The 26433-nt window shown below is 68.4% G+C and carries 29 protein-coding genes and 1 tRNA gene; 22 read left to right on the forward strand and 8 right to left on the reverse strand.

Going from position 1 to position 26433, the window contains the following annotated elements:
* Nucleotides 1–2 precede the first annotated feature (2 nt).
* Complete coding sequence (locus tag FHW78_RS14705) at nucleotides 3–1151, reverse strand: pyridoxal phosphate-dependent aminotransferase (protein WP_183642198.1); 1149 nt, start codon at nucleotides 1149–1151, stop codon at nucleotides 3–5.
* A gap of 68 nt (nucleotides 1152–1219) precedes the next feature.
* Here FHW78_RS14705 and FHW78_RS14710 point away from each other — a divergent pair, with 68 nt between their 5' ends.
* The 21 genes from FHW78_RS14710 to FHW78_RS14810 all read left to right on the forward strand — a co-directional run bounded on the left by FHW78_RS14710 (nucleotide 1220) and on the right by FHW78_RS14810 (nucleotide 19260).
* Nucleotides 1220–1696, forward strand: a complete 477-nt coding sequence (locus tag FHW78_RS14710; RefSeq protein WP_183642201.1) for a DUF3293 domain-containing protein — start codon at nucleotides 1220–1222, stop codon at nucleotides 1694–1696.
* Between the two features lie 94 nt (nucleotides 1697–1790).
* Nucleotides 1791–2435 (forward strand): heme ABC exporter ATP-binding protein CcmA, encoded by a 645-nt coding sequence (gene ccmA, locus FHW78_RS14715; RefSeq protein WP_183642204.1) that lies wholly within the window; start codon nucleotides 1791–1793, stop codon nucleotides 2433–2435.
* Nucleotides 2432–3115 (forward strand): heme exporter protein CcmB, encoded by a 684-nt coding sequence (ccmB, locus tag FHW78_RS14720; RefSeq protein WP_183642207.1) that lies wholly within the window; start codon nucleotides 2432–2434, stop codon nucleotides 3113–3115. Before ccmA ends, ccmB begins: the two co-directional genes overlap by 4 nt.
* 13 nt (nucleotides 3116–3128) lie before the next feature.
* Nucleotides 3129–3806, forward strand: a complete 678-nt coding sequence (locus tag FHW78_RS14725; protein ID WP_183642210.1) for a TetR/AcrR family transcriptional regulator — start codon at nucleotides 3129–3131, stop codon at nucleotides 3804–3806.
* Between the two features lie 202 nt (nucleotides 3807–4008).
* Nucleotides 4009–5043, forward strand: a complete 1035-nt coding sequence (locus tag FHW78_RS14730; protein ID WP_255443309.1) for a DmsE family decaheme c-type cytochrome — start codon at nucleotides 4009–4011, stop codon at nucleotides 5041–5043.
* Nucleotides 5044–5056: 13 nt separating this feature from the next.
* Complete coding sequence (locus FHW78_RS14735; protein ID WP_183642216.1) at nucleotides 5057–7588, forward strand: MtrB/PioB family outer membrane beta-barrel protein; 2532 nt, start codon at nucleotides 5057–5059, stop codon at nucleotides 7586–7588.
* Nucleotides 7585–8409, forward strand: coding sequence for a c-type cytochrome (locus FHW78_RS14740; RefSeq protein ID WP_183642219.1), 825 nt, complete (start codon nucleotides 7585–7587; stop codon nucleotides 8407–8409). The genes FHW78_RS14735 and FHW78_RS14740 overlap by 4 nt, the downstream gene beginning before the upstream one ends.
* 36 nt (nucleotides 8410–8445) lie before the next feature.
* Complete coding sequence (gene azu / locus FHW78_RS14745; RefSeq protein ID WP_183642222.1) at nucleotides 8446–8904, forward strand: azurin; 459 nt, start codon at nucleotides 8446–8448, stop codon at nucleotides 8902–8904.
* 140 nt (nucleotides 8905–9044) lie between these two features.
* Nucleotides 9045–9794 carry a heme ABC transporter permease CcmC gene (ccmC, locus tag FHW78_RS14750; protein ID WP_183642238.1) on the forward strand — a complete coding sequence of 250 codons (750 nt, stop codon included), beginning with the start codon at nucleotides 9045–9047 and terminating at the stop codon, nucleotides 9792–9794.
* A complete protein-coding gene (gene ccmD / locus FHW78_RS14755; RefSeq protein WP_183642241.1) occupies nucleotides 9791–9961 on the forward strand; it encodes a heme exporter protein CcmD in 171 nt (56 codons plus the stop codon). Before ccmC ends, ccmD begins: the two co-directional genes overlap by 4 nt.
* Nucleotides 9958–10425, forward strand: coding sequence for a cytochrome c maturation protein CcmE (ccmE, locus tag FHW78_RS14760; protein ID WP_183642244.1), 468 nt, complete (start codon nucleotides 9958–9960; stop codon nucleotides 10423–10425). Before ccmD ends, ccmE begins: the two co-directional genes overlap by 4 nt.
* 107 nt (nucleotides 10426–10532) lie before the next feature.
* The gene (locus tag FHW78_RS14765) at nucleotides 10533–12467 is read left to right on the forward strand and encodes a heme lyase CcmF/NrfE family subunit (protein ID WP_183642247.1); all 1935 of its coding nucleotides are present in this window, start codon (nucleotides 10533–10535) and stop codon (nucleotides 12465–12467) included.
* Nucleotides 12464–13057, forward strand: coding sequence for a DsbE family thiol:disulfide interchange protein (locus FHW78_RS14770; RefSeq protein ID WP_183642250.1), 594 nt, complete (start codon nucleotides 12464–12466; stop codon nucleotides 13055–13057). The genes FHW78_RS14765 and FHW78_RS14770 overlap by 4 nt, the downstream gene beginning before the upstream one ends.
* Entirely contained in the window at nucleotides 13054–13509 is a 456-nt protein-coding gene (locus tag FHW78_RS14775; protein ID WP_183642252.1) for a cytochrome c-type biogenesis protein, read from the forward strand. Before FHW78_RS14770 ends, FHW78_RS14775 begins: the two co-directional genes overlap by 4 nt.
* Nucleotides 13509–14534, forward strand: coding sequence for a tetratricopeptide repeat protein (locus FHW78_RS14780; protein WP_183642255.1), 1026 nt, complete (start codon nucleotides 13509–13511; stop codon nucleotides 14532–14534). Before FHW78_RS14775 ends, FHW78_RS14780 begins: the two co-directional genes overlap by 1 nt.
* A 43-nt stretch (nucleotides 14535–14577) precedes the next feature.
* Nucleotides 14578–15690 (forward strand): homoserine O-acetyltransferase, encoded by a 1113-nt coding sequence (locus tag FHW78_RS14785; protein ID WP_183642258.1) that lies wholly within the window; start codon nucleotides 14578–14580, stop codon nucleotides 15688–15690.
* A 73-nt stretch (nucleotides 15691–15763) separates the two neighbouring features.
* Nucleotides 15764–16354, forward strand: a complete 591-nt coding sequence (locus FHW78_RS14790) for a cysteine dioxygenase family protein (RefSeq protein ID WP_183642261.1) — start codon at nucleotides 15764–15766, stop codon at nucleotides 16352–16354.
* 44 nt (nucleotides 16355–16398) lie between these two features.
* Nucleotides 16399–16484: transfer RNA gene (locus tag FHW78_RS14795), tRNA-Leu, on the forward strand.
* Between the two features lie 299 nt (nucleotides 16485–16783).
* The gene (locus tag FHW78_RS14800) at nucleotides 16784–17416 is read left to right on the forward strand and encodes a TetR/AcrR family transcriptional regulator (RefSeq protein WP_183642265.1); all 633 of its coding nucleotides are present in this window, start codon (nucleotides 16784–16786) and stop codon (nucleotides 17414–17416) included.
* A 48-nt stretch (nucleotides 17417–17464) separates the two neighbouring features.
* Nucleotides 17465–18682: an FAD-dependent oxidoreductase gene (locus FHW78_RS14805; protein ID WP_183642268.1), complete on the forward strand. Its 1218-nt coding sequence runs from the start codon at nucleotides 17465–17467 to the stop codon at nucleotides 18680–18682.
* 65 nt (nucleotides 18683–18747) lie between these two features.
* Nucleotides 18748–19260 (forward strand): HupB, encoded by a 513-nt coding sequence (locus FHW78_RS14810; RefSeq protein WP_183642271.1) that lies wholly within the window; start codon nucleotides 18748–18750, stop codon nucleotides 19258–19260.
* A gap of 106 nt (nucleotides 19261–19366) precedes the next feature.
* Here FHW78_RS14810 and FHW78_RS14815 read toward each other — a convergent pair whose 3' ends face one another.
* From FHW78_RS14815 to FHW78_RS14845, 7 genes are all read right to left on the reverse strand, one after another.
* Nucleotides 19367–19783 (reverse strand): hypothetical protein, encoded by a 417-nt coding sequence (locus tag FHW78_RS14815; RefSeq protein WP_225562277.1) that lies wholly within the window; start codon nucleotides 19781–19783, stop codon nucleotides 19367–19369.
* 50 nt (nucleotides 19784–19833) lie between these two features.
* A complete protein-coding gene (locus FHW78_RS14820; protein WP_141453235.1) occupies nucleotides 19834–20037 on the reverse strand; it encodes a PspC domain-containing protein in 204 nt (67 codons plus the stop codon).
* A 40-nt stretch (nucleotides 20038–20077) separates the two neighbouring features.
* Nucleotides 20078–20410 (reverse strand): DUF5329 domain-containing protein, encoded by a 333-nt coding sequence (locus FHW78_RS14825; RefSeq protein WP_183644703.1) that lies wholly within the window; start codon nucleotides 20408–20410, stop codon nucleotides 20078–20080.
* A gap of 161 nt (nucleotides 20411–20571) precedes the next feature.
* Complete coding sequence (locus FHW78_RS14830; RefSeq protein ID WP_183642277.1) at nucleotides 20572–21639, reverse strand: class III poly(R)-hydroxyalkanoic acid synthase subunit PhaC; 1068 nt, start codon at nucleotides 21637–21639, stop codon at nucleotides 20572–20574.
* Nucleotides 21636–22934 (reverse strand): class III poly(R)-hydroxyalkanoic acid synthase subunit PhaE, encoded by a 1299-nt coding sequence (gene phaE, locus FHW78_RS14835; protein WP_183642280.1) that lies wholly within the window; start codon nucleotides 22932–22934, stop codon nucleotides 21636–21638. Before phaE ends, FHW78_RS14830 begins: the two co-directional genes overlap by 4 nt.
* 52 nt (nucleotides 22935–22986) lie before the next feature.
* A complete protein-coding gene (locus FHW78_RS14840; RefSeq protein WP_183644706.1) occupies nucleotides 22987–23583 on the reverse strand; it encodes a CDP-alcohol phosphatidyltransferase family protein in 597 nt (198 codons plus the stop codon).
* A gap of 128 nt (nucleotides 23584–23711) precedes the next feature.
* On the reverse strand, nucleotides 23712–25538 hold the full coding sequence (locus FHW78_RS14845; protein ID WP_255443310.1) for a D-(-)-3-hydroxybutyrate oligomer hydrolase: 1827 nt from the start codon (nucleotides 25536–25538) through the stop codon (nucleotides 23712–23714).
* Between the two features lie 126 nt (nucleotides 25539–25664).
* Between FHW78_RS14845 and FHW78_RS14850 the strand changes: the two genes are divergently transcribed.
* Nucleotides 25665–26429 (forward strand): 3-hydroxybutyrate dehydrogenase, encoded by a 765-nt coding sequence (locus tag FHW78_RS14850; protein ID WP_183642283.1) that lies wholly within the window; start codon nucleotides 25665–25667, stop codon nucleotides 26427–26429.
* Nucleotides 26430–26433 lie beyond the last annotated feature (4 nt).

The following is a 26433-nucleotide window of genomic DNA, read 5'->3' on the forward strand; positions in this document are numbered from 1 at the left end:
AACTACAGCTTCTTCAGGCGTTCGATGGCCGCGTCCAGCGTGGCCGCATTCTTGGCGAAGCACAGGCGCGCCAGGCGCTGATCCGCCGGCGCGTTCTCGTAGAACGGCGACAGCGGAATCGCGGTGACGCCATGTTCGATGGTCAGCCAGCGCACGAACTCGGTGTCCGGCAGATCGCTGACCGCCGAATAGTCCACCAGTTGGAAATATCCGCCCGGCACCGGCAGCGGCTTCAGGCGGGTTTCCAGCAGCTGCGCGCGGAAGCGATCACGCTTTTCCTGGTAGAACGCGCCCAGTTGCTCGTAATGCTCCGGTTCGTCGCGGATCATCGCCGCGAACGCATGCTGGGCCGGCGCGAACGTGCAGAACACGTTGTACTGGTGGACCTTGCGGAATTCGGCGCTCAGCGCGGGCGGCGCGATCGCGTAGCCGATCTTCCAGCCGGTGCAGTGGTAGGTCTTGCCGAAGCTGGACACCACGAAGGCGCGCTCGGCCAGTTCCGGGTAGCGCAGCACCGATTCGTGCCGGCGACCGTCGAACACGATGTGCTCGTAGACCTCGTCGGAGATCAGGAAGATGCCGGTTTCGCGCAGGATCTCGGCCAGCGCCTTCATGTCCGTTTCGCCCAGCATCGCGCCGGAAGGATTGTGCGGGCTGTTGATGATCAGCAGGCGGGTGCGCGGCGTGATCGCGGCGCGGATCTTGTCCCAGTCCACCGCGAAGCTGCGCGGATCCAGCGCGACATGGACCGCGCGCGCACCGGCCAGTTCGATCGCCGGCTCGTAGCTGTCGTAGGCCGGATCCAGCACGATCACTTCCTCGCCCGGGCGCACCACCGCGTGGATGGCATTGAACAGGGCCTCGGTGGCGCCACTGGTGACGGTGATTTCGGTGTCCGGATTGACCTGGCGACCGTAGCAGCGCAGCACCTTCCCGGCGATCGCCTGGCGCAGCGGCGCCACGCCGGTCATCGGTGCGTACTGGTTGTGGCCCTCGCGCATGGCGCGGTCCAGTTCGTCGACCAGCCGTTGCGGCACCGCGAAATCGGGGAAGCCCTGCCCCAGATTGACTGCCCCGTGCTCGGCGGCCAGTTGCGACATCACGGTGAAGATGGTGGTGCCCACCTTGGGCAGCTTGGTTTCGAGAGGCATCCGCCGGTCCGGTCTCACAGGGGGACTGCGGAGTGTACGCAATGAAGGTGTCCGGCGATGATGGGGCCATGAACGGATACAGCGTTCCCGATCCGGAAAAATGCCGGCTGGCGCGGGCCTGGTGCGCGGCCCGCTACGAGGTGCTGCTGGACGAGCGCGTCTGGCCGCTGCGGATCGGCAAGCCGGCGGCGGCGCTGGAGGCGCGCCTGCCGGCCCGCGACTACCTGTGGATCACAGCCTGGAACCCGCCCCTGACCACGCGCACCGACGAGGACAACCGCGCGGCCGATCGGCACCTGCGGGCCCGCTTGGGCGAGGCCGGACATGTCCATGTGCCGGCCCGGGCCGGCGACGACCGCGGCGGCTGGCTCGAACCCGGCTGGCTGGTGCTGGATCTGGCACGCGAGGACGCCGATGCGCTCGCGCGCGCCTTTTCCCAGGGCGGCATCCTGCACTGGCGGCAAGGGCAACCGGTCCGGCTGAGGCTGATGTGGACGCGACCAGGCGATGCGCCGGATCTTCCGGCGGTGGAATGGGCCGGCTGAGCGCCAGCCGCGCAAGGAGCACCGCGTGGGGGCTCGCATACAATAGCCGGCTGATTGCCGCCCGAGACCCGCCTTCTTCGAAGGCTTCCGCCTGATGATCGATTCCGTTCCGACCCCTCCGCCGCTGCTGGCCGCCCGTGGCCTGGCTTTTTCGCGCAACGACGAACCGGTGTTCGGCCCGCTGGAATTCGCCGTCAATGCCGGCGAGGCATTGCTGGTGCAGGGCGGCAACGGCGCCGGCAAGACCACCCTGCTGCGCGTGCTGGCCGGCCTGCTGCGCGCCGACCGCGGCGGCATCGAGATCGATGGCCGCCCCGCCAGCGCCATCCAGCGTTCGCGGGCGATCGCCTACCTGGGCCACCTGCCCGCGCTGAAGGCGGACCTGGACACGCTGGAGAACCTCAATTTCCTGTGCGGCCTGCACGGTCGCCGCGCCCGCCAGATGCCGGGCAACGCGCTGGCGATGGTCGGCCTGGCCGGTTACGAGGACGCGCTGGCGCGGCAACTCTCCGCCGGGCAGAAGAAGCGGCTTTCGCTGGCCCGGCTGTGGCTGTCGCCGGCGCCGCTGTGGCTGCTCGACGAGCCCTACGCCAATCTAGACCTGGAGGGCATCAACCTGGTCAACCGGATGATCTCCGCGCACCTGCGCAGCGGTGGCGCCGCGCTGGTCACCACGCACGGCGCCTACGCGGCGCCGCCCGTGCAGACCCGGATGCTGATGCTGGGAGGTGCGGCATGAGCACGCCCGGCCTGTGGTCCTCCGCGTCGGCGCTGGTCGTACGCGACCTGCGCCTGATGTGGCGCCGTCGCGGCGACGCGCTGCAACCGGCGCTGTTCGCCCTGCTGGTGGTGGTGGTGTTCGCGCTCGGCCTGGGCGGCGAACCCGAAGCGCTGGGCAAGGTCGCCTCGGCGGTGATCTGGGTGGCGGTGCTGCTGGCCGGCCTGCTGTCGCTGGACACGCTGTTCCGGGGTGATGCCGAGGACGGTTCGCTGGAACAATGGATCCTCGCGCCGGTGCCGCTGGCCTGGCTGGTCGCGGTACGCGTGCTGACCCACTGGGCGACCACCGCGCTGCCGCTGATCCTGGTGACCCCGCTGCTGGGCGAACTGCTGCACCTGCCGCGCCCGCAACTGCCGGCCCTGCTCGCCTCGCTCGCGCTGGGCACGCCGTTGCTGAGCCTGCTCGGCGCCGTGGTCGCCGCGTTGACGGTCGGCATGCGACGCTCGGGCATACTGGTCGCGCTGCTGGCGCTGCCGCTGTACGTGCCGATCCTGGTGTTCGGCGCCGGCAGCGTCGCCGCCAGCGCGCAGGGCCTGGACGGCAGCGGCGCGCTGCTGCTGCTCGGCGCCGGTCTGGTGATGGCGCTGGTGCTGGCACCGCTGACCGCCGCCGCCGCGATCCGCATCGCCCTCAACTGATTCCTCGCCGCCCATGACGGATTTCCCCGAACCGCCGCACCATCCGTCCGACAAGTCCTCGCGCCCGCGCACCGATGTGTCCGGGCGGATCGAACTGCGCATCGAGCGATTCATCGAGGCGGCCACCGAAGTGTTCCTGGAAAAGGGCTACCGCAATGCGCGCCTGAACGACGTGGTCGCGCGCTCGGGTGGCTCGCTGTCCACGCTCTACAACGCGTTCGGCGACAAGCACGGGCTGGCGCTGGCGATCATGAAGCGCAGCATCGCCGCCTTCGGCGAGGGCCTGGAAATGCTGTACCGCTCCGACCTGCCGCCCGAGCAGGCGCTGCCGCTGGCGGCCGAGCGCATGGTCGAGGAAATCCTGTCGCCGGGCCGCATCGTCACCCACCGCATCGTGGTCGGCGAGGGGTTGTGCTTTCCGGAGTTGCGCGACTGGTTCATGGAGCATGGCGTGACGCCGGCCGAGCGCCTGCTCACCCAGTACTTCGAGCGCGAGAAACTGAGCGGACGGCTCATTCTGGAGCACCCCGCCATCGTCGCGGACCGCTTCTACATGATGGTGTTCGGCGGCGTGATCCTGCGTTCGGTCAACGGCCGCATCGGCGTGGCCGACAAGCCGCGGGTCAAGGTGGAAGCCCGCGAAGCGGTGTCGATCTTCCTGGAAGGCGTCCTGCCCCGCCCACGGGCCTGATCCGGCATTCGTGGCCGAAAATCCCCCTTCGCGACCCGCCGGCCCACCGGGTCGCGCGCCGGCAAATGCTGCACCGCAACTTGATCTCCACCAAGCATTCATTCAGCGTTTATCGTAATGAACGTTACAAGCCCTGCGGCTAGCCAGCCTTGGCCAGCCAGGCGCAAGGGAGAACAGGATGCGGCGCGCATTGTTGGCTCTGATGTTTGTTCTGGCGGCGGCGGCCATGCTCGGGGCCAGCTGGCTGGCGCCGGTGATGGCGCAGAGCGCCCCGGCCGGTTTTGATCCCTCGAAGCTCCCCGCCACCCATTTCGGCAGCCAGGACGGCAAGGCCCACGATTTCGCCGACGCGCCGGGCTTCGCCTTCGCCACCGTACCGGCCAACCCGTTGCAACCGACCGCCAAGCCGATCGGCGAGGCGACCTGCACCGCCTGCCACGGCAAGGAACAGGCCAACTTCGCCCACAGCGTGCATGCGCTCGGCATGCAGGCCGCGCAGCAGGCCAATCCGTCGACCCCGACCTGCGAGGCCTGCCACGGTCCGGGTTCGGCGCATGCGCAGAATCCTTCCGCCAAAGGCAGCATCATCGCCTTCACCCACGACGGCGGCACGCCGGTGTCGGCGCAGACCGGCAGTTGCCTGGGTTGCCACGCCGGCGGTCCGCGCGACAGTTGGCTGGGCTCGGTGCACCAGCGCAACGATCTGTCGTGCAGCGATTGCCACAATCCGATGGCGCGCCTGTCCGCCGAAGGACTGACCGCGCGCCAGTCGGTCAGCGAGACCTGCGCGACCTGCCACAAGGACGTCCGCCAGCAGTTCAACCGCCGCTCGCACATGCCGTTGCCGGAAGGCGAGATGACCTGCGCCGATTGCCACAATCCGCATGGCACCCTCAACGCCTCGCTGCTCAAGACCGACACCGTCAACGAGACCTGCTACCAGTGCCACGCCGAAAAGCGCGGACCGTTCCTGTTCGAACACGCGCCGGTGCGCGAGAGCTGCCTGAACTGCCACACCCCGCACGGCTCCAACCAGCACGCGCTGCTGGTGGCGCCGGTGCCGATGCTGTGCCAGCAGTGCCACTCGCACACGCGCCACCCGAACGATCTGCTGACCAGCGCGTCGCTGGGCACCGGTCCCGCGCCGGACGAGCGCCTGATGGGACGCGGCTGCCTGACCTGCCACGCGCAGATCCACGGTTCCAACCACCCGTCCGGTCCCCGTCTCCACAAGTAGCGGAGGGAGCATGATGGTCTCGACGTTCCGCACGCCCCGGTTGCCGCAAGTGGCCGCGCTGGCCATGGCGCTGTCGTTGGCCGCCACCGCGCGGGCCCAGGACAGCGGCCTGGGCACCGACCTGCATTTCGGCAACGCGCTGGACACCACCGGGATGCATGGCATCGGCTGCGATGCCGACGGCATGAGCTGGCTGCACGCCGGTTCCCGGCGCACGCCGACCGGTTTCCTGTATCCCTGCGCGCCCGCGTGGCCCGAGCTGAAACCGCACGGCGAATGGGCCTACGAAGGCAGCGTGGGTTTGGGTTACCTGCACGTGTCCGGCGACGAACGCGCGACCCAGTGGCGCCGCTTCAACGATTTCGATGATGGCGTGATGGTGGATGCGCGCTTCCGCCTGCAACGCGCCAGCGACGGCAGCTACCTGGATTTCCGTGCCAGCCGCATCAACGAGCACAACCAGTTCTATCGCGCGGTGTTCGGCCGCGCCGGCAAGTTCCGCGTACAGGCCTTCGTGCGCACCCAGCCCAACGTGACCAGTGGCAACGCGCGTTCGATCTGGAACGGCGTTGGCAGCCAGCACCTCACCCTCGCCGGTGGCCTGACGCCGGCCGCCAGCACTCCGGCGCAGGTGGCCGCGGTGGCGGGCGCGCAGCCGGAGCGCTTCCTGCGCGTGGTCCGCGACAAGCAGGGCTTGGGCATCAACTATTTCCTCAATCCACGCTGGGCGGCCTACTTCAACGCCAGCCACGAACAGCGCGAAGGCGCGCGTCCGTTCGGCGGACCGTTCTTCTTCAACTACCCGTTCCCTGCCAACGGCGGCATCTACGAGATCCCGCGCCCGATCGACGACAGCACGGTGAACGTCAACGGCGGCGTGCGTTTCACCGGCAACCTGTGGCGGATGGACGTCAGCTATACGGGTTCGTTCTTCCGCAACCGCTTCAACGGCTACGACTACCAGGTGCCATACGGTCTGTACTCGGTGGTGCCGGGCGTGACCCCGCCGCCGCGCACCAGCGGCGAATTCGCCTACGAACCGGACAACGACTATCACCAATTACGTGCGGCGTTCACCCGCAAACTGCCGTGGAACGGCGAACTGACCCTCAACACCTCGCTGGGCACGATGCGCCAGAACGAACGCCTGCTGGCGCCGATGAATTGCCAGGGCCAGTTCGGCCTGCCGATCGGACCGGGCTTCCTGTTCGACTGCGCCGACTGGAACACGCCGGACGCGCTGTCGCGCAAGACCGCCGATCTCGGCATCGACACCCAGCGCCTGGACGTGCGCGCGGTGTTCCAGCCGCGTACCACGCTGACCGTGCGCGGGCAGGCCAAGTACTATCGCGAGGACTATGACGGCACGTACCAGGCCTACAACCCGCTGACCGGCCAGTGGGGCTATGTGGCGGAGAACGGTTCGCAGGGCAGCGTGGTTCCCGGCGAAATGGGCGTGTGGGATCCGCTGCTCGCGCCCTCGGTGATCACCCGCGTGCGCAACCTGCCGCTGGACAAGGAAACCCGGGAGGTTTCCATGGGCCTGGACTGGCGCCCCACCCAGCGCAACACGCTGGGCGTGACCTACACCCACACGGCCATTGAACGCGCCCATCGCGAAGTCGCGACCACCCGTGACGACAGTCTGCGCCTGACCTGGAACAACCGCGCCCGCGAATGGCTGACCCTGCGCGCCAACTACACTTACCTGGATCGCAGCGGCAGCCGCTATTTCTACGATCCCTACGAATTCACCTTCTCCACCGACCTGCCCGGCTTCGTCGAGCCCGCCGGTGGCGTGCCCGCGCACACGGTGTCGGCGCTGCGCAAGTACGACCTCGCCAGCCGCAGCCAGCACAAGCTGGATCTGATGGCCACCTTCATCCTGCCGCGCGAGATGACCCTGTACGCATCGCTGCGCGGCGAACGCAACGACTACGACGCCGAGTTGGGCCGGCAGGACTACGACACCCGCGGCGCCAGCCTGCAATGGGAATGGCAGCCCGCCACGACCACCGTCGCCAGCGCCTGGCTGGGTTACGACCGCTCGGATCTGGGCATCGCCAACGTCAACGACGCGGCACTAACGCCGGATCCGACGCTGGGCGGCCCGACCTATCCGCAGGCCAACCGCTGGTGGCTCGACGATCGCCAGCGCAACCGTTACGCCGGCATCAACCTCAACCAGGCCATCGGCCGCGCCCAACTGGACGTGGCGTGGAACTGGACCGATTCGCGCGGCACCACCCGCTACCGCTTCGCCTCGCCCGGCGCGCTCGCCAATCCCACGCTGGCGGCCTCGGCCGATGGCCGCTATCCGCCGATGATCTACCGGGTCAATTCGCTGTCGGTGGGGCTGAGTTTCCCGCTCGGCGCGCGCACGCGGATGCGTGTGTTCGACACCTACGAACGCGGTCGCCTGTCGGACTGGCACTACCTGGGTTTCGACGAGGCTCGGGTATTCGATCATCGCGTCTATACCGATGGCGGCCCCGGCGACTACCGGGTCAATCTGGTTGGCGTGAGCCTGGAGGTGTCGCTATGAACCCGTCCACCGGCACCGGCCTGTTCACCGCCATCGTGTTCGCGCTGGGTGTGGCGGCGCTGGCCGGCACGAGCGAATCGGTCGCCCAGGATCCCGCCGCGCAGACGTCCCCGGAAAACACGCCGGCCGACACCGCGCCAGCCGAACCCGCCGCGACCATGGCGCCCGCCGCCAAGCCGCCCGCTTATCGTGATCTGCGCCGGATCACCCGCCTGCGCGGCGACCCGGCGGCCGGCAAGGCCAAATCCGAACTGTGCGCGGCCTGCCACGGCGCCGCCGGCATCTCGATTGCGCCGAACTTTCCCAACCTGGCCGGCCAACGCGCCGAGTACCTGTACTGGGAACTGGTCGAATACCAGAGCGGCGCGATGCCGGAATCGGCGATGACGCCGCTGGCCGCCAGCCTGAACGACCAGGACATGCGCGATCTCGCCCTCTACTACGCCAGCCTGCCCGCCGGCCGCGCGCCCGCGCAGGAAGAAGCGCCGGCACCGGATACGGCCCTGCTGGAACGGGGTCGGCAGTTGTTCATGGAAGGCGACCCCGGCAAAGGACTGCCACCCTGCCAGGGCTGCCACGGCGCGGACGCCGGCGGCCATCCGCTGGCCGCGCGCGACGATCGCGATGGCCATGCGCCGTGGTCGGCGTATCCTTCGCTGCGTGGACAGAACGCGATCTACCTGCAGGTGCGCCTGAATGCCTTCCGCACCGCCCAGCTCCATCATTCGACCAACGATTTCGTGATGGGCGGCGTCGGCCAGCGACTGGACGACGACACCATCTCCGCCCTGTCGGCCTGGCTGGCCGCGCAGGGTCCCTGAACCACCCGTCCCAACCCCACGTCCCGGAGAATTTCCATGAACCACCGCTTTGCCTCCTGCCTCGCCCTGCTCGCCCTGGCCGCCTCGCCGCTGGCCGCCCGCGCCGCCACCTGCTCGGTCAACCTGGAGGGCAACGACGCGATGAAGTACAACCTGTCCAACATCGACGTCAGCAAGAGCTGCACCACCTTCACCATCAACCTGAAGCACACCGGCAAGCTGGCCAAGAACGTCATGGGCCACAACGTGGTGGTCGCCAAGACCGCCGACATCGCCGGCATCGACACCGACGGCATCAAGGCCGGGCTGGCCGCCGACTACATCAAGGCCGGCGACACCCGCGTCATCGCCCACAGCAAGGTGGTCGGCGGCGGCGAAACCACCTCGGTTCAGATTCCGGTCGCCAAGCTCGCCGGAACCGGCCCGTTCTCGTTCTTCTGCAGCTTCCCCGGCCATTCGGCGCTGATGAAGGGCACCTTGACCCTCAAGCCTTGACCGGGGTCAAGACCAGCGGGGCCCCGCGCGGTTGGCGCGGCGGCCCCAAGTCTGGGAAAATGGGGTGATTTCACAGAACAGAGCTGCGGAGCGGGCCAGGGTGGCGCGCTCCATCGACCGCGAGCGATGAAACACCGTCCATGAATCCCCTCGTCCGCTGGTTCCACCAACTCGGTTCGCCGCCCTATTTCGATCGCTTCGCCGCCCGCTGGACGCCCTGGTGCTACCTGGCGGCGCTCGTGCTGTTCGGCTTCGGCCTGTGGCAGGCGCTGTTCGTGGTGCCCGCCGACTACCAGCAGAGCGACAGCTTCCGCATCCTCTACATCCATGTGCCGTCGGCGTGGATGAGCCTGTTCGTGTTCGGACTGATGGCGTTCTATGCAGCCATCGCGCTGATCTGGCGGATCAAGCTGTGCGAGATCCTCGCCATGGCCTGCGCGCCGATCGGCGCCGCCTTCACCGTCATCACCCTGGCCACCGGTTCGATCTGGGGCAAGCCGATGTGGGGCACCTGGTGGGACTGGGATCCGCGCCTGACCACGGAACTGATCCTGCTGTTCCTGTACCTGGGCGTGATGGGCCTGTACAACGCCATCGACGATCGCCGCGCCGCCGCGCGCGCCGCCGGCCTGCTGTCGATCGTGGGCGTGGCGCTGCTGCCGATCATCCGCTACTCGGTGGTGTGGTGGAACTCGCTGCACCAGGGCCAGACCATCAGCCTGATGGGCGGCTCGCGGATGGATCCGAGCATGATGCTGCCGCTGTGGCTGATGGTGGCGGCGACCAAGTTCTGGTTCGCCGGATCGCTGCTGGCGCGCGCCCGCGCCGACAACCTGCGCCGCGAGGCCGGCAAGGACTGGGTCGCGCGGCTGGCGGGGAGCAAGCCATGAATTACCTGCATTACGTGGTCGGCGCCTACGCCGTGTTCGCCGTGGTACTGCTGTGGGACTTCATTGCCCCGCGCCTGCAGATCCGCCGCGAACTGCGTGCCGCCCGCCTGCGCGCCGCGCGCGAAGCCCGCGCCGCCGCGCCCTCGCCGATGGAGTTGAACCGATGAATCCCGTCCGCCGCCGCCGCCTGATCTGGGTGCTGCTGCTGGTACTCGCCGCCGGCGTCGCCGCCTCGCTGATCGCGCTGGCGCTGCAACGCAACGTCGCCTACCTGTACACCCCCGCCGAAGTGCTGCGCGGCGAAGCCGGCGAGCATGCGCGCTTCCGCCTGGGCGGCATGGTCGAGAAGGGTTCGTTCAAACGCGAAACCGGCTCGCTGCAGGCGCACTTCCGGGTCACCGACGGCGATGCGCAGTTGCCCGTGGTCTACGACCGCATCCTGCCGGACCTGTTCCGCGAGGGCCAGGCGGTGGTGGCGACCGGTTCGATGAAGGACGGCGTGTTCGTCGCCGAGGACGTGCTGGCCAAGCACGACGAGACCTACATGCCCAAGGAAGTGGCCGACAAGATGGGCAAGGCACACCAGAAGCACGATGTGCCGACCGCCCCCGCGGCGGGGTCGACGAATTGATCCAATCCACGCCTCGCCAAGCCATGCCGTCGGGCGTGTGCTTCCGCCATCGCGTTGCAGCCCCGGCTGCGGGCATCTCCCTCCCTTTTTCCGGATCCCGTTGAGCCATGCTGCCTGAACTCGGTCAAGTCACCCTGATCCTGGCACTGCTGGTGTCCCTGCTGCAGGCCATCCTGCCGCTGGCCGGCGCCCATCGCGGCAAGGCGGCGTGGATGGCGGTGGCGCGCCCGGCGGCCTACGGCCAGTTGTTCCTGCTGCTGGCGGCGTTCGTGGTCCTCACCGTGGCCTTCGTCACCCAGGATTTCTCGGTCAAGTACGTGGCGGAGAATTCCAATTCGCTGCTGCCGATGATGTACCGCTATTCCGCGGTATGGGGCGCGCACGAAGGTTCGCTGCTGTTGTGGGTGCTGGTGCTGGGCATCTGGACCGCCGCGGTCGCCGAGTTCTCCCGCCATCTGCCGGAAGCGGTGGTCGCCCGCGTGCTGGGCGTGATGGGCGTGGTCAGCGTCGGCTTCCTGGCCTTCCTGATCTTCACCTCCAATCCGTTCGCGCGGCTGCTGCCGGCGCCGCTGGAAGGGCGCGATCTGAATCCGCTGCTGCAGGATCCGGGCCTGATCATCCATCCGCCGATGCTCTACACCGGCTACGTCGGCTTCGTGGTGCCGTTCGCATTCGCCATCGCCGCGCTGCTGGACGGCCACATCGATGCGCGCTGGCTGCGCTGGACCCGTCCCTGGACCAACGTGGCCTGGGCGTTCCTGACCCTGGGCATCGCGCTGGGCAGCTGGTGGGCCTATTACGAACTGGGCTGGGGCGGCTGGTGGTTCTGGGATCCGGTCGAGAACGCCAGCTTCATGCCGTGGCTGGCCGGCGCGGCGCTGCTGCATTCGCAGGCGGTCACCGAGAAGCGCGGCAGCTTCGGCGGCTGGACCCTGCTGCTGGCGATTGCCACCTTCTCGCTGTCGCTGCTGGGCACCTTCCTGGTCCGCTCGGGCGTGCTGACCAGCGTGCACGCGTTCGCCGCGGATCCTTCGCGCGGCCTGTTCATCCTGATCTTCCTCGGCGCGGTGGTCGGCGGTTCGCTGGTGCTGTACGTGCTGCGCGCACCGCGCATCGCCGGCGGCGCCTTCGTCGCCAGTTCGCGTGAAACCTTGCTGCTGGCCAACAACGTGCTGTTGGCCGCGGCCTGCGGCATGGTCCTGCTGGGCACCTTGTATCCGTTGCTGGCCGACGCGCTGGAACTGGGCAAGATTTCGGTCGGCCCGCCCTACTTCGGCCTGCTGTTCGTGGTGCTGATGACGCCGCTGGTGATGCTGCTGCCGTTCGGCCCTTTGACCAAGTGGCAGAAGGACCAGCCGCGCAAGCCACTGGCGATGCTGGTGCCGTGGCTGGTGGCGGCGCTGGCGCTGGGCGCCATCGCCTATTTCATGGCGCCGCAGGGACCACTGAAGACCGCGGCCGGCGTTGCCGCCGGTGCGTGGGTGGCGCTGGGCACGCTGCGTTTCGTGTGGACCCGGCTGCGCGCCAACGGCAAGTTCACTCCGGAAATGCTCGGCATGGTGCTGGCGCATTTCGGCATCGCCGTGTTCCTGATTGGCGCGCTGCTGGTGGAAGCGCAGAACGTGCAGCGCGAACTGGCGATGAAGCCCGGCCAGACCATCGAGCTGGCCGGCTACGGCTTCCGCTTCGAGGGCGTGGAGGAAACCCGCGGCCCCAACTACCTGTCCGACCTGGGACACGTGCAGGTGCTGCGTGGCGACAAGCCGCTGGTGCGGCTGAATCCGGAAAAGCGCGCCTACGCCAGCGGCGGCCAGGTGATGACCGAGGCCGGCATCCGGCCCAGCCTGTTCGGCGATGTCTACGTGGCCCTGGGTGAACATCTTGGCGATGGCGCCTGGGCGGTACGCGTGCACATCAAGCCCTTCGTGCGCTGGATCTGGCTGGGCGCCCTGCTGATGGCGCTGGGCGCGTTCGTCACCGCCACCGATCGGCGTTTCCGCCGCAAACCCGAAGCGCTCAGACCCGAGGCCCAACCGGCATGAATACCCCTTCCGACACTCCCGGCCAGAACAAGTCGCGCGGCGCGCTGGTGTTCGCCGCGGTCATCATCGGCCTGTTCTTCGTCGGCCTGATGGGCCTGCTGGCCTACGGCGTCAAGCAATCCGGCCGCGCGGATCGCGAAGCCCTGCCCTCGCCGCTGATCGGCAAACCGGCGCCCGCCTTCGATCTGCCGCTGCTGCATGATCCGGCCACCCGCATCGACAACGCCGATCTGGCCGGCGCGCCTTACGTGATGAACGTGTGGGGCAGCTGGTGCCCGGAGTGCCGGGTCGAGCATCCGGTGCTGACCAAGTTCGCCCTGACCAAGCGCGTGCGCTTCATCGGCTACAACCTCAAGGACGAGCGTGGCGAAGCGCTGCGCTGGCTGGAGCAGTTCGGCAATCCCTACGTGCTGGTGATTGCCGACGAGGACGGCCGCGCGGCGATCGACTGGGGCATCTACGGCGCGCCGGAAACCTTCCTGGTCGACGCCAAGGGCATCGTGCGCTGGAAGCATGTCGGCGCGGTCACCGACGAGATCATCGCCAGGGAACTGATTCCGGCGCTGGAAAAGGCGGAAGCGCAACAATGAGCGTCCTGCCCCGTCAACTGCGCATGCTGACGCTGGCGCTGCTGCTCGGCATCGCCGGTCCCGCGTTGGCCCAGGCCAGCGTTCCGACCCCGCTGCAATTCAACGACAACGCCGAGGAAACCCGCTTCCACCGGCTCACCGCCGAACTGCGCTGCGTGATGTGCCAGAACCAGTCGCTGGCCGACTCCAACGCGCAGATCGCCCACGATCTGCGCCGCGAGGTGCTGGACCTGATGCGGCAGGGCAAGTCGGATGCCGAGATCAAGCGGTTCCTGGTGGAGCGCTATGGCGAATTCGTGCTGTACAAGCCGGAGATGTCGCCCGGCACCTGGTTGCTGTGGTTCGGGCCGGCTTTGCTGGTGATCGCCGGCGGCGTGGTGGTGCTGCGCATCGTCAGGCGCAGGAGTGGCGGTCGCGACATCGCCGAAGCCGACGACAACCAGGAGTGGTGATGACCGCCTTTTCCGCCATCGCGGCGCTGTTGACCCTGCTCGTCCTGGTGGGCGTGCTGTGGCCCTTGTGGCGCTCTTCGCGCCGGCTGTTCGTGGGCGCGGTCGCGACCCTGGGCATCGGCACCCTGGCGCTGTACCGGCTGCTGGGCACGCCGGCAGCCATCGAGATGCCCGCCACGATGCCGGAGGCGGCCATGCCCGCCAGCCTGGACGATGCGGTCAAGCAGCTGGAAGCCGAACTCAAGCGCAATCCCAACGAACCCGAGGGCTGGCGCCTGCTCGGCCGCTCCTACCTGAGCATGGAGCGCTACGCCGAGGCGCGCACGGCTTTCGAGACCGCGCTCAAGCTGGCTCCGGACGACGCCAACCTGTTGGTCGAGAACGCGCAGGCCCGCCTGTACGCAAGCCCGGACAAGCAGCTCGACGCGCAGGCGGTCGGCCTGCTGCAGCGCGCGTTGAGTATCGAACCGCAGCACCAGCGCGCGCGCTGGTTCCTCGGCGTGTCGCAGCGCCAGCAGGGCCAGCCGGCCGAGGCCGCGCGCACCTGGGAACCGCTGCTGGCGCAGGTCGACGGCGGCACCGCCACCACCCTGCGTACCCAGATCAACCAGGCCCGCGCCGAAGCCGGGCTGGAGCCGCTGCCCGAACCCGCCGCCGCCCCGGCCATGGCCAATGGCAAGGCGCTGCTGCGGGTCAGCGTGGACATCGCGCCGGAACTGAAGGCGCGGCTGAGCGGCGGCGAGACCCTGTTCGTGTTCGCCCGCCAGGCCGGCGGGCCGCCGATGCCGGTGGCCGCCAAGCGGGTGCCGGCCACCTCGTTCCCGATCACCCTGGAACTGGGCGACGGCGACAGCCCGATGCCGACCCTCAAGCTCTCGCAGGTCGCCAAGGTCGAACTGGGCGCGCGGATCTCCCGCGCCGGCGACGTGATGGCCAAGGCCGGCGATCTGGAAGCGGTGGCGGTGCCTGCCGACGTGGGCGCCACCGATGCCTATTCGTTGCGGATCCAGCGCATCGTGGAATGAGCGGCGCCGGCCCGCGCCGGCGGCCGCAGGCTAAACTTGCGGGATGACCGAATTCATCCCGCCCGGCACGCGTTTCCACACGCTGCCCTCGCCCTTCCCGATGAAACGCGGCGGCGCCCTGCACGGTGCGCGCATCGCCTACGAAACCTGGGGCCGGCTCAACGCCGCCGGCGACAACGCGATCCTGATCGTCACCGGCCTGTCACCGGACGCGCACGCCGCGCGCAACGAAGGCAACGGCGAGGAAGGCTGGTGGGAGGCGATGCTCGGGCCGGGCAAGCCGATCGACACCGATCGCTGGTTCGTGATCTGCGTGAACTCGCTGGGAAGCTGCAAGGGTTCGACCGGTCCAGCCTCGAGCAATCCGGCCAGCGGCGAACTCTACCGGCTGGATTTCCCGGAACTGTCGATCGAGGACGGCGCCAATGCCGCCCATGCGGTGGTGCAGGCACTGGGCATCGGGCAACTGGCCTGCATCATCGGCAATTCGATGGGCGGCATGACCGCACTGGCCTACCTGCTGCTGCATCCCGGCAGCGCGCGCGCGCACATCAACATCTCCGGCAGCGCCCAGGCCCTGCCGTTCTCCATCGCCATCCGTTCCCTGCAACGCGAGGCGATTCGCCTGGACCCGGCATGGAACCAGGGCCACTACGACGACGAGCGCTATCCCGAATCCGGCATGCGCATGGCCCGCAAGCTGGGTGTCATCACCTATCGCTCGGCGCTGGAGTGGGATGGCCGCTTCGGCCGGGTGCGGCTGGAATCGGACCGCCCGGACGAGGATCCGTTCGGGCTGGAATTCCAGGTGGAAAGCTACCTGGAAGGCCATGCACGCCGGTTCGTGCGCCGTTTCGACCCCAACTGCTATCTCTACCTGAGCCGTTCGATGGATTGGTTCGACCTGGCCGAGTACGCCGGCGGCGACGTGATGCGGGGCCTGGCCCGGATCCGGGTGGAGCGGGCGCTGGCGATCGGCGCGGTGACCGACATCCTGTTCCCCCTCCAGCAGCAGGAACAGATTGCCCAGGGGCTGGCACGGGGCGGCGCGCAGGCCGAGTTCGTGCCGCTGGAATCGCCGCAGGGCCATGACGCCTTCCTGGTGGATTTCGCCCGGTTCGGCCCGGCGGTCGCGGGTTTCCTGGCCGATCTCTGAGCCGCCGCCATACCGTCGCGACCGGGACCCGCCCGGACTAGAATGGCGGCACCACTATTTCCGGGTGCCTTCCATGTCCCTCGATTTTCCCGGCCACGACCGGCTGGTCGCCACGCTCGACGCCGCCGTCGCGCTGGGCGACGATCGCGCCATCACCGATGCGCTGCGCAAGTCGCTGTGCGAACTGATCCGCGACGAATCGGTCGCCCTGCCCGGCTGCGTGCTGGAGCCCATCGCCGACCACTACGCGCGGCGCGAGCTGTACACCAGCCCCGAGTACGGCTACAGCGTCATCGCCATGACCTGGGGCCCCGGCCAAGGCACCAAGATCCATGACCACTCCGGCATGTGGTGCGTGGAAGGCGTCTGGCGTGGCCGCCTGGAAATCACCCAGTACGAGCTGGCCGAACACGACGAGGAGCGCTACCGCTTCGTCGCCGCCGGCACCATCGAGGCCGGTACCGGCTCGGCCGGCAGCCTGATTCCGCCCCACGAGTACCACACCATCCGCAACCCCAGCAACGACGCCATCGCCGTGTCCCTGCACGTCTACCAGCGCACCATGGTCCGCTGCGGCATCTACACGCCGGAAGCCGACACCAGCGGCGCGGAAGGCTGGCAGCGCCGCGGCGAGCGCCTGCTCGGCACCGACCGCGTGGTCTGACGGGCTGTCGGGGCCCGCTGGCCTCGGCTATACTCGCTCCCCTTGCCGAAGTGGCGGAATGGTAGACGCAGCGGACTCAAAATCCGCCGCCCTTAAAAGCGTGTGGGTTCGAGTCCCACCTTCGGCACCAGACCCGGAAGAGGCCCGACGAAAGTCGGGCCTCTTTTTTTGTCCCCGATTTGGACCGGTCGAAAATTGATGTTGGGAAAGTGGCCAAAGGTGTGCTATACCTGAATCGTCACAGTACGAGCAGAACAGATGCGCGTCATTCATGCCAAATGGCAGTTGACAAACGGGGAGCGCATTCATGTCAGACCCAACTCAATCAGCCCTTCGGGACGCCCAGCCAACCTTCCGGTACCGCCAGTGAGCAACTCGACCGATTTCCGTGGCACCGTTTCTTCCCGCTCCGTGAGTTCCAGCGCATTCATGCGCACCCGCCGCAACGTCGAACTGTGCAAACGGGGCGAGATGCGGGCCGAACGCTTCCTGGACGCCGCCACCGAGGTCTTTGCCGAAAAAGGCTACCAGCACGCCAAGCTGAGCGAGATCGTCGCCCGCGCCGGCGGCTCCCTGGCCACCCTGTACCGGATCTTCGGCGACAAGGAAGGGTTGGCCTACGCCATCCTGGAACGCCGCCTGGAGAACCATGTCGGCATCCTCAACGACATGAACTTCTCCGACCTGCCGCCGGAGCAAGCGCTGCGCGAAGTCGCCATCCGCATCGCCGATTCGATGGTCAAGGCGGAATCGCGGGTGGTCTACCGCATCGTGATTGGCGAGGGCGAGTCGTTCCCCGCCCTGCGCGACTGGTTCTTCGAGCATGCCGTGGCCGAGACCCGCGGCATCCTGACCCGTTTCTTCCAGCAGGAAATGGACAACGGCCACCTGAAGCTGGCCTCGGCCGAGGCGGCCGCCACCCAGTTCTACATGATGATGTTCGGCAACCTGATCATCCGGGTCGCCAGCGGCTATCTGGACAAGCTCGATCCCGCCTCGCTGCGCGAGCAGGCCGTGGCCAACGTCGACCTGTTCCTGCAGGGTGCGTTGCCGCGCGGATAATCCCGTGGCCGTCCCGGTGATCCAGGTGGTGCCGGCATCCCCTTCGCGATGGACCTGAAGAGCGGTTATCCCTACTGGGCCATCAAGAATGGCCTGCTGTCTCCCTTTCCCGCGCTGGCCGGCAATCTCGCCTGCGAGGTCGCGGTCATCGGAGGCGGCATCACCGGCGCGCTGATCGCCGATCACCTGCAGGCGGCCGGGCATGAGGTCGCGGTCATCGAACAGGGCGAAATCGGCTGGGGCAGCACCGCCGCCAGCACCGCCCTGCTCCAGTACGAAATCGACACCCCTCTGCTCGATCTCGCGAATCGGGTGGGCGCGCAGGACGCCGCCCTGGCCTATCTGGCCTGCGCGCAGGCGCTGGATCAGCTGCGCGGCCTGGCCGCCGGGCTCCGCGACGTCGGGTTCGCGTGGACGGACAGCCTGTACTTGGCGACCCGGCGGCGGGAGTGCGACGGATTGGCGCAGGAAGCCGCGGCCAGGCATCGGTTGGGCCTTCGGATCGACTATCTGGGTTCGGGTGCGCTGGCCGAACGGTTCGGGATATCGCGGCCCGGCGCACTGCTGAGCCATCAGGCCGCCCGTGTGGATCCCTACCGCATGGCCCATCGCCTGCTCCAGCGCCTGCAGGCACGCGGCGCCAGCGTCCACGGGCACACTCCGATCGTCGAGCTCCAGCCGCAGGCACGCTCGGTCCGGCTGCGGACCGGGCATGGCGGCTGGGTGCGTGCCCGCCACGCCATCCTCGCCACCGGCTATGCGGCTCAGCAGTGGCTGCGCGAGCGCGTGGCGCGCAACCACAGCAGCTACGCCTTCGTCAGCGATCCGATCGCGCCCGAGGCCCTTGGCTTTCTCGAACACACCGTGCTGTGGGAAACCGCCCGTCCCTACCTGTACCTGCGCACGACGCCGGATCACCGGCTCATCGTCGGCGGCGAGGACGATCGCATCGACATCCCGGCGCGCCGGGATGCACGGGTGATGAAGAAGGCGCGCGCGCTCAGCCACAAGCTAGGCAAACTGCTGCCGCATCTGCAATGCGCGCCCGCTTTCGCCTGGGCGGGCACCTTCGCCGAAACCGAGGACGGCCTGCCGTTTTTCGGCCCGCATCCGCAGTACGGCCCGCGCGTGCATTTCGCGATGGCCTACGGCGGAAACGGCATTACCTACAGCCGGGTTGGCGCCGACCTGCTGCTGGCCGCCATCGAACGGCGTCGGCATCCGCTGGCGGAGTTGTTCTCCTTTGCCCGCCTCGCGCGATCCTGATCCGATTTCATCCGGCGACGACGCCACCGCGCGTAGGTTCGAACCTCCCATCCCGGAGCATTCCAATGCCACGTGGAGAGAAGAGCGCCTACAGCGATCGGCAGAAGCGCAAGGCCGAGCACATCGAGGAAAGCGAGCGCGAGCAGGGTCGTTCCGAAGAGGACGCCGAGCGTATCGCCTGGGCCACGGTCAACAAGCAGGAAGGCGGAGGCGCGAAAAAGAAGAGCGCCCGCAAGACCACCAGGAAGGTCGCAAAGAAAACCACGCGGAAGGCGCCTCGCAAGGCCGCGAAGAAAGCCACGAAGAAGAAAGCCACAAAGAAGTCGGCAAAGAAGGCCACGAAGAAGGCTGCGAAGAAGACCGCACGCAAGGCGGCTGGGAAAACCACAAAAAAAGCGGCCAAGAAAGCACCTCGCAAGGGCACCAGGAAAGCGGCCCGGAAGGTGGCCAAGAAGGCGGCAAGGAAGTCCACCCGCAAGACGGCGAAGAAAACGGCACGCAAATCCGCGCGGAAAAGTCCCCGCAAGGCCGCGAAGAAAACCACCCGCCATTCGAATGGACATACCCGCGGGGATTGAATGCGTTCGCCCCGGGAACGGCAAGGAGCGTCCGTTCGCCGCATCGCGATACCGGCCTCTTCGCATTCCCGCAGGAAGCCGCGACCACCCGAACCTGCGTGGGGAACTATCGCTTCGCGGCTTCTCCGCCCGGCCACCAGCCGCGACCGGTCAGCGCGTAGCGGTCGGCGGCGCGTTCGAACGGATTGCGCACGCTGACCCCGCCGCACAGCAGGTAGATTGGCAGGAACAGTGGCCCCAGCACCATGTACTGGAACACGTGCGCGCGTTCGTGATCGCCCAGCCTGATCGGCGGATGTTCGCGATGGCCGGCGCGCTGCTCGTAGGTGATGCAGGTGGAATCGAGGCTGTCGCCGGTATGCAGGATGGTGTTGCCGAAAGTGATCGCGCCACCCGGCCCCCACGGCCAGTGGTGGAACACCAGCGCGCAGTCACGCCGGCTCCAGCGCGCGCGCGCGCCGAACGCCAGTCCCAGGCTCCCCGCCAGCAGGCCGACCAGCGTGTTCGGCAAGGCCCAGAGCATGCCCAGCCCGCGCAACGCGGGCAGCCAGACGGGCGTTCGCGCCCGCTCGTTCAATCCGCCTCGTTGGGCATCAGCAGCCACAGGATGAGATAGACCAGGATGCCGGGGAACGCGGCCGAGGCGATCGAGACAATCACGAACACGGCGCGCAGCAGCGTGGCATTCCAGCCGAACCGGTGCGCGATGCCGCCCATCACGCCGGCGAGCATGCGGTCGTTCAGGGACCGGGCCAATGGCTTGGACGCGGTGTTCATGGTGATCGGCTCCCCACAGTCGTCGCGGCCAGTCTAGCGCTCAGCGCGGCGGCGCACCTGAACCACGCAGCGCCTTCAACCGTGCCAGGAACCAGGCGCCCGCGTCGGCCTCGGGCTGGCCGGGACACCGCACCCGGTAGGCGCGTCCGCTCATGCTGCTCTTGCTGGCGGCGCGCTCGATGAACTGTTCGGCGGTGTCGACCAGATCCCGCTTCAGCAGGTACTCGTACTTGCGCTGCAGGTGCGCGCGCGCGTCGGCCCGTCCATACCACTTGCCGTTGCGCTGGAACTCGCACGCGGAGTTGGACAGTCCATCCATCAACTGGATGATCTCGCGCCGGGCCTGCTCGCCAGGCGCCGCCAACACGGTCATTGCCTGCGAGGCCAGGCCGATGCCGCACACGAATGAAAGAAGAATGCCCTTGCGCATGTTGATGTCCCGCACTCAGTCCAGGCCGCGCAGCCTAAGCGACCGTCGGTTAACCGGCCGCAACCGCGGGCGGCATGCGGCCGCCAGCGGCCCCCGCCTCGTACTTACGTGCGCTGCGCCAGCCACTGGTGGATCGCGCCGGGCACCTCGCGCTGCGCGCGGCTGGAGACGTAGATGCCGATGTGGCCACCCTTGAAACTCAGTTCCGTATAGTCCTCGGTGCCGACCAGATCCCGCAGCGCGCGCGACGCGTTCGGCGGCACCAGGTGATCCTGTTCGGCGTAGATGTTCAGCACCGGCATGTCGACGTCGCCCAGATGCACTTCCTCGCCATCGATATCGATGCCGCCATTGACGAAGCCGTTGCCCTGGTAGAACTGCTTGATGAACTGGCGGAACGCCTCGCCGGCCAGATCCGGTGAATCGAAGATCCACTTCTCCATCCGCAGGAAATCCTCCAGGCCCTTGCGATCGTCCAGTACGTCGACCAGGCCGACGTACTTCTGCAGGTTCAACCGGAACGGCTTCAGCATCAGGTAGCAGGCGTTCATCATGTCGGCCGGCACGTTGCCGATCGCATCGACGAACAGATCCACGTCCATCTCGCGGGTCCAGTGCGAGAGCATGTTGTCCGGGGTGTGGAAATCCACCGGCGTCACCATGGTGATCAGGTTGCGCACCCGCTCCGGATGCAACGCCGAATAGCACAGCGAGAACGCGCCGCCCTGGCAGATGCCCAGCACGTTGATTGCCGGGAGGCCGTGCTGCCGGCACAGGTGCTCCACCGCGCCGTCGATGAAGCGGTTGATGTAGTCGCCCAGGGTCAGGAAGCGGTCCGAACGATCCGGATAGCCCCAGTCCAGCACGTAGACGTCTTCGCCCAGCGCCAGCAATCCCTTCACCAGCGAGCGATCCTCCTGGAGATCGACCATGTAGGGACGGTTGACCAGCGCGTAGACGATCAGCAGCGGCACTTTCGCGGTGGGCGCCTTGGGACCGACGAACCGGTACAGCACCGCGCGGCCGTCACGCCAGATTTCCTGGCGCGGGGTGGCGCCGTAGTCGACATCCTCCACCTGCGGCAGGGTCTTCAACCCGGCGGCGAGCTTCTGCTGCGCCTGCAACGTTTCCTGCGCGAGTTCGTCGACGCTGATGTTCAGGGGACCGTTCACTTGCGTCCTCCCTGCCCGCGCTTGCCCTTGCCGCGTCCGGCGGTGGCGCCGCCGTCATGGGCGTTGCGCGCCACCCAGTCCTTCATCGACACCACTTCGCCGTCACCGCCACGCGCGGAACGGACCGGAGCCTTCTCCGCCGACTTTGCCGCCTTTGCGGTGCCGGACGGCTTCGCCGGTTTCGCTGGCTTCACCGCCTTGGCCGGCTTCGTGCCGGCGGCGGTGCGGGAGATCTTCGCGGCCGTCGCGGTTGCCGCCCGCGGGACGCTGGCAGGTTTCGCATCGCCACGCGGTTTCGCCGGACGCGTCGCGCGCGCGGCCGGGGCATCCTGTCCTCGGCGTCCTTCACCGCCGGCACGCGATGCCTGCCGGCGCGCGGGCTGCGCGGCGTCGCGCGGATCCAGCGCGTCGTCCCGGCGGCTCATCCGGCGCAATTGGCGTTCGAGTTCGGCGATCTTGCGGTGCGCCGAATCCACCTCGGTGCGGCCGGGCATGCCCAGGGCCACGCAGATCTGCTCGATTTCCGTCTGCACGCCCAGGCGCAGGCGCATCTGGGTGTTGGTGAGGTGGCCATAGACGTGGCGGAATTCCGGTGACAGCGCCACTTCCGCATAGGCCTGTTCGGCGGCGTCGATCCACAGGTCGAACAGGGCACGCGCGCTGGTGATCTGCTGGCCGGGCTCGGCACGCGCATCGAGCAGCGATTCGAACCGTTCGAACGCCAGCCCCGCGACCTTCAGCATCACCCGCTCGTATTCGCCGAGGGCCTGCTGGTAGTCCTGCTGGGCCTGCGCCAGCGCCTGCCAGCGCTCCTGGTGTTCACGCGCGGGTCCGAACGCGGGCAGATGCAGCCAGCGCTCGTTCTCGCGGCGCAGGTTGTCCATGTACGGCGAAACCTGCCGGTACCAGTGTTCGAACCCGCCCGCCCCGCCGCCCTGCAGGCCACGGAAGAAATCCATCCATGGCCCCTGCCCGGCATCCATGCCCAACGCCTGCTTCCAGGCCGCGGTCACGTCGCCGGCACCGGCGTTCTGGCCCGCGAACCGCGCGGCCACCTGCTGCATGAGCCCGTACCAGTCGCCGCTCTGCTGGCGGAACCGGTGCAAGGCATCCTCGGCCGGACCTCGGCCGCCGGGCATCAGCCGGCTCCACCAGTCCAGCGCCTGCGTCCAGCCGGGCGCCGGTGCCGGCGCGGCCGCGCCGGAAGCCTGTCGCAGGGCGTCGCCCCACAGATTCCAGAACTGGCGGGCCATCGCTTCGAAGTCGCCCGCGCCCGGTGGTGCATGCTCGGCCATAAATCCTCCTGTGCCCCGATTCTAGCCGCGCGCGGCGACGCGCGGGTGACGGTCAGGGCTTGGGGATGCGCAGGGTCTTGCTGATCATCAGCGTGCCGGACACGGCATACAGCAGCACCAGCGGATGCAGCAGCCACGGCCCCAACCGCCAGCCGCCGAGCCACAGCGCCTCGCCGATGTGGCCCAGATAGGCCGCCACCGCCAGCACCATCACCAGCACCAGGCTGGTCGGAATCGGCGTGCCTTCGAAGTACTTCACCTTGTCGTCGTCACCCGCCAGTGACTCGGCAGTGACGTTGTAGCGCGCCAGCCGGCTGACGCCGCAGGCGACGAAATACGACAGCACCAGCCAGTCCCAGCCGCCCTGCATGCCGCAGGCGTAAGCGAGCGCGGCCGGGGCGACGCCGAAGGAAATCACGTCGGCCAGCGAATCCAGTTCGCGCCCCAGCACCGACGCCTGCTTGCGCCAGCGCGCCACCCGGCCGTCCAGGGCATCGAAAATGAAAGCCAGAGGAATCAGCGCCATGCCGATCATCAGATCGCGGATCACCCCGTCCTGGAGGAAGCGCATCGCCGCGAAGATCGCACCGGTGCCGCAGAACGCGTTGCCCAGCGTGAACCAGTCCGCAAGCTGGAAATCGCGAAGCATCGAAAAATGGCGGGACACGGAAACACCCGGAAATGGCCAGCCGACAGGTTAGCCCAATCGCGCTGGAGACGGTGTCCTGGCCATCGTCGCGCCCCGCCGGAACCGGGCGGAGTCGCGGACGCCCGATGTCAGGGCGACGACGGCAGCGCCAATTGCGCGGCGTCGAGCCGGCCGGCACCGCGGCCACGGGCCCCGATGACCCGGTCCATGGGCGCGCCCGCCCGCCCGTCCAACCGCGCCGACACCTGATCCAGCGCGGCATACACGTGCGGCAGCAGCGGCGCATAGCGGGCCGCATACGCCGGCAGCGCCAGGAACCCGTCGAAATGCTGTGTGTTGCTGACCTGCCAGTACGCCACCTCGCGGCCGGCCGCCTTCGCCTGCGCCACGTAGGGCGCGCTGCTGAAGGCTGGCGGTACCAGGCCGTCGTCGCTGCCGTGCACCACGATCACCGGCAGTCCCGCGCGCGGCGGCGCCGCGCGCAGTTCGGCGATACCGCGCTGCACGCGCCGTGCCGCCTCGTCCTGGCCGTCGTTGAGCGCGCGCAGGCATTGCAGGCCCGGCAGGGTGAAATCGGGCGCGGCCAGGCGGGTGTCGACGATGCCCACGCCGGCACCCGGTGGAATCCCGCTGCCGTCGGACCACCACGCCGCGCGCTCGCTGGCGGTGGCGGCGCGCGCGCTGAAATCGGGATTCAACGCCGCGAAGGAGAATCCGCAGGGATGCGCGCCGACGCCATGGCGCCCATAGGCGGAGGCGTAGGTGACCGCGATTGCGCGCCATAGATCGAAACCCACGCTCAGCGCGCCGGCGGTCAGTGCGGAGTCGGTCCAGCCGTGTTCGCGCAGCTTCGCATGGGCCGAGCGTGCCTGCGCGGCCACGTCGGCGCCTTCGATCAGGCCGGCCGCCTTCAGCGAGGCGCAGCGCGCCTGCCACAGCGGTTCGGCCTGCGCGCGCAGCGGCGGTTGCGGCAGGCTGTCGGCCGGCAGCGCGAGCAATGCGCACGGCATCAGCAGCGCCGCTTCGGTGGTGTAGTCGTACAGCGAACGTGCGCCGGGACCGTCCGTGTGGATGTTGGGCTCGCCGGCCACCACCGCGTCCAGCCAGTCGCCGTCCAGTTCGGCGGCGCGCAGCACCGCACCGCCGCCATTGGAGATGCCGACCGCGATCACCCGGGTGTTGTCGAAACGGAACGGCGCGGCCTGCGGAAACGCGCGATCCAGCGCGGCCAGGGCGAAGTCCGCGGCCTGCTTCACATGCCGCCCCCAATCGGCCTCGGGATTGTCCTGCGAATGGGCGTGCTTGACCGCCACGCCCGCGGCGCCGACCGGGGCATCGGGGACGAACGCCAGCGGTTCGCCCAGCGCGCCGCCGCTGCCGTCCTCGCGCATGCCGCTCTGCGTGTCCAGATCGAAATAGTCGGTACCGGCGCCCTTGTCGGTGTAGGCGACCGCGCAGCCCTTCGGCAGGCCCCAGGCGCCGGCCACCGCGATGGCGCCGTAGACGCCGCGCGAACCCGACGAGGCGGTGACCACCACGCAGCGCCGCTTCAGATCGAAACCATCGGGCACCTGCACCAGTACGCGATGCGGCTGCTTCGCGCCGGGCAGTGTCGCCAACGCGCTGTACTCGCGTCCGGGCACCGCGGCGGTGCTGCCGTAGACCTCGCCGTAACCGCCGGTGGCGGACAGATCGGCGATGCCGCGCCAGTTGTTCCAGAGTGCGCGCCGGCGCAGTTCCGCCGGGGTCGGATGGGCGGCGTCGGCGAAGGCCGGCGGGGTCATCGCCTGCAGGCCGGCCAGGCCCAGGCCGGCGGTCAGCAGATCGTCGCTGCCGCGGTGCTCGGTGACGCGCTGCGGTTCGATCACGGTCTCGTGGGTCATGGTTCGGGTCGGGGAACTGCCGCAGGCGGCCAGCGCCATGGTCAGGGCGGCGGCCAGAGCGATACGCGCCATCGGGAGAATTCCAGGTCCGGGTGATGCGACCAAACTAGTCGTCGCGGTGCGGCCCGTCATCGTACTTTGGTACCACGGGGACCGCCGCCATCGGCTGCTAACCTAGCACTTTCAGGAGGTTCCCCCATGCAGACCCTTTCGATCCTCGTCACCGGCGCGGCCAGCGGCATCGGCGCCGGCGTCGCCAGCCGGCTGGCCGAAGCCGGCCACCACCTCATCATCAGCGATCTGGACCCGGCCGCCGCCGAGACCGTCGCCGCCGGCATCCGCGCCGCCGGCGGTTCGGCCGAGTCGGTGGCGCTGGACGTGACCTCCGACGACAGCGTCGCCGCCGCGCTGGCCGCGATCTCCCGGCCGGTCGATGTGCTGGTCAACAACGCGGGCCTGCAGCATGTCTCGCCGCTGGAGGAATTTCCGCTGGGCAAATGGGATTTCCTGATCCAGGTGATGCTGGTCGGCGTGGCGCGGCTGACCCGCGCGGTCCTGCCGGGCATGCGCCAGCGCGGATTCGGCCGCATCGTCAACATCGGCAGCATCCACGCGCTGGTCGCCAGCCCGTACAAGAGCGCCTACGTCGCCGCCAAGCACGGCCTGGTCGGCTTCTCCAAGGTAGTCGCGCTGGAAACCGCCGACACCGACATCACCATCAACACGGTCTGCCCCAGCTACGTGAAGACCCCGCTGGTGGACAAGCAGATCGCCGACCAGGCGCGCACGCGCGGCATTCCGGAAGCCGAAGTGGTCAGCCAGATCATGCTCAAGCCGATGCCCAAGGGCGTGTTCATCGAAATGGACGAACTGGCCGGCATCACCGCCTTCCTGTGCTCCCCCGCCGCCCGCAACATGACCGGCCAGACCCTGGTCGTGGACGGCGGCTGGACGGTGCAGTGAGAAC

Source organism: Pseudoxanthomonas sp. OG2, assembly GCF_014192765.1.
GTDB classification, from domain to species: Bacteria; Pseudomonadota; Gammaproteobacteria; order Xanthomonadales; family Xanthomonadaceae; genus Pseudoxanthomonas_A; species Pseudoxanthomonas_A beigongshangi.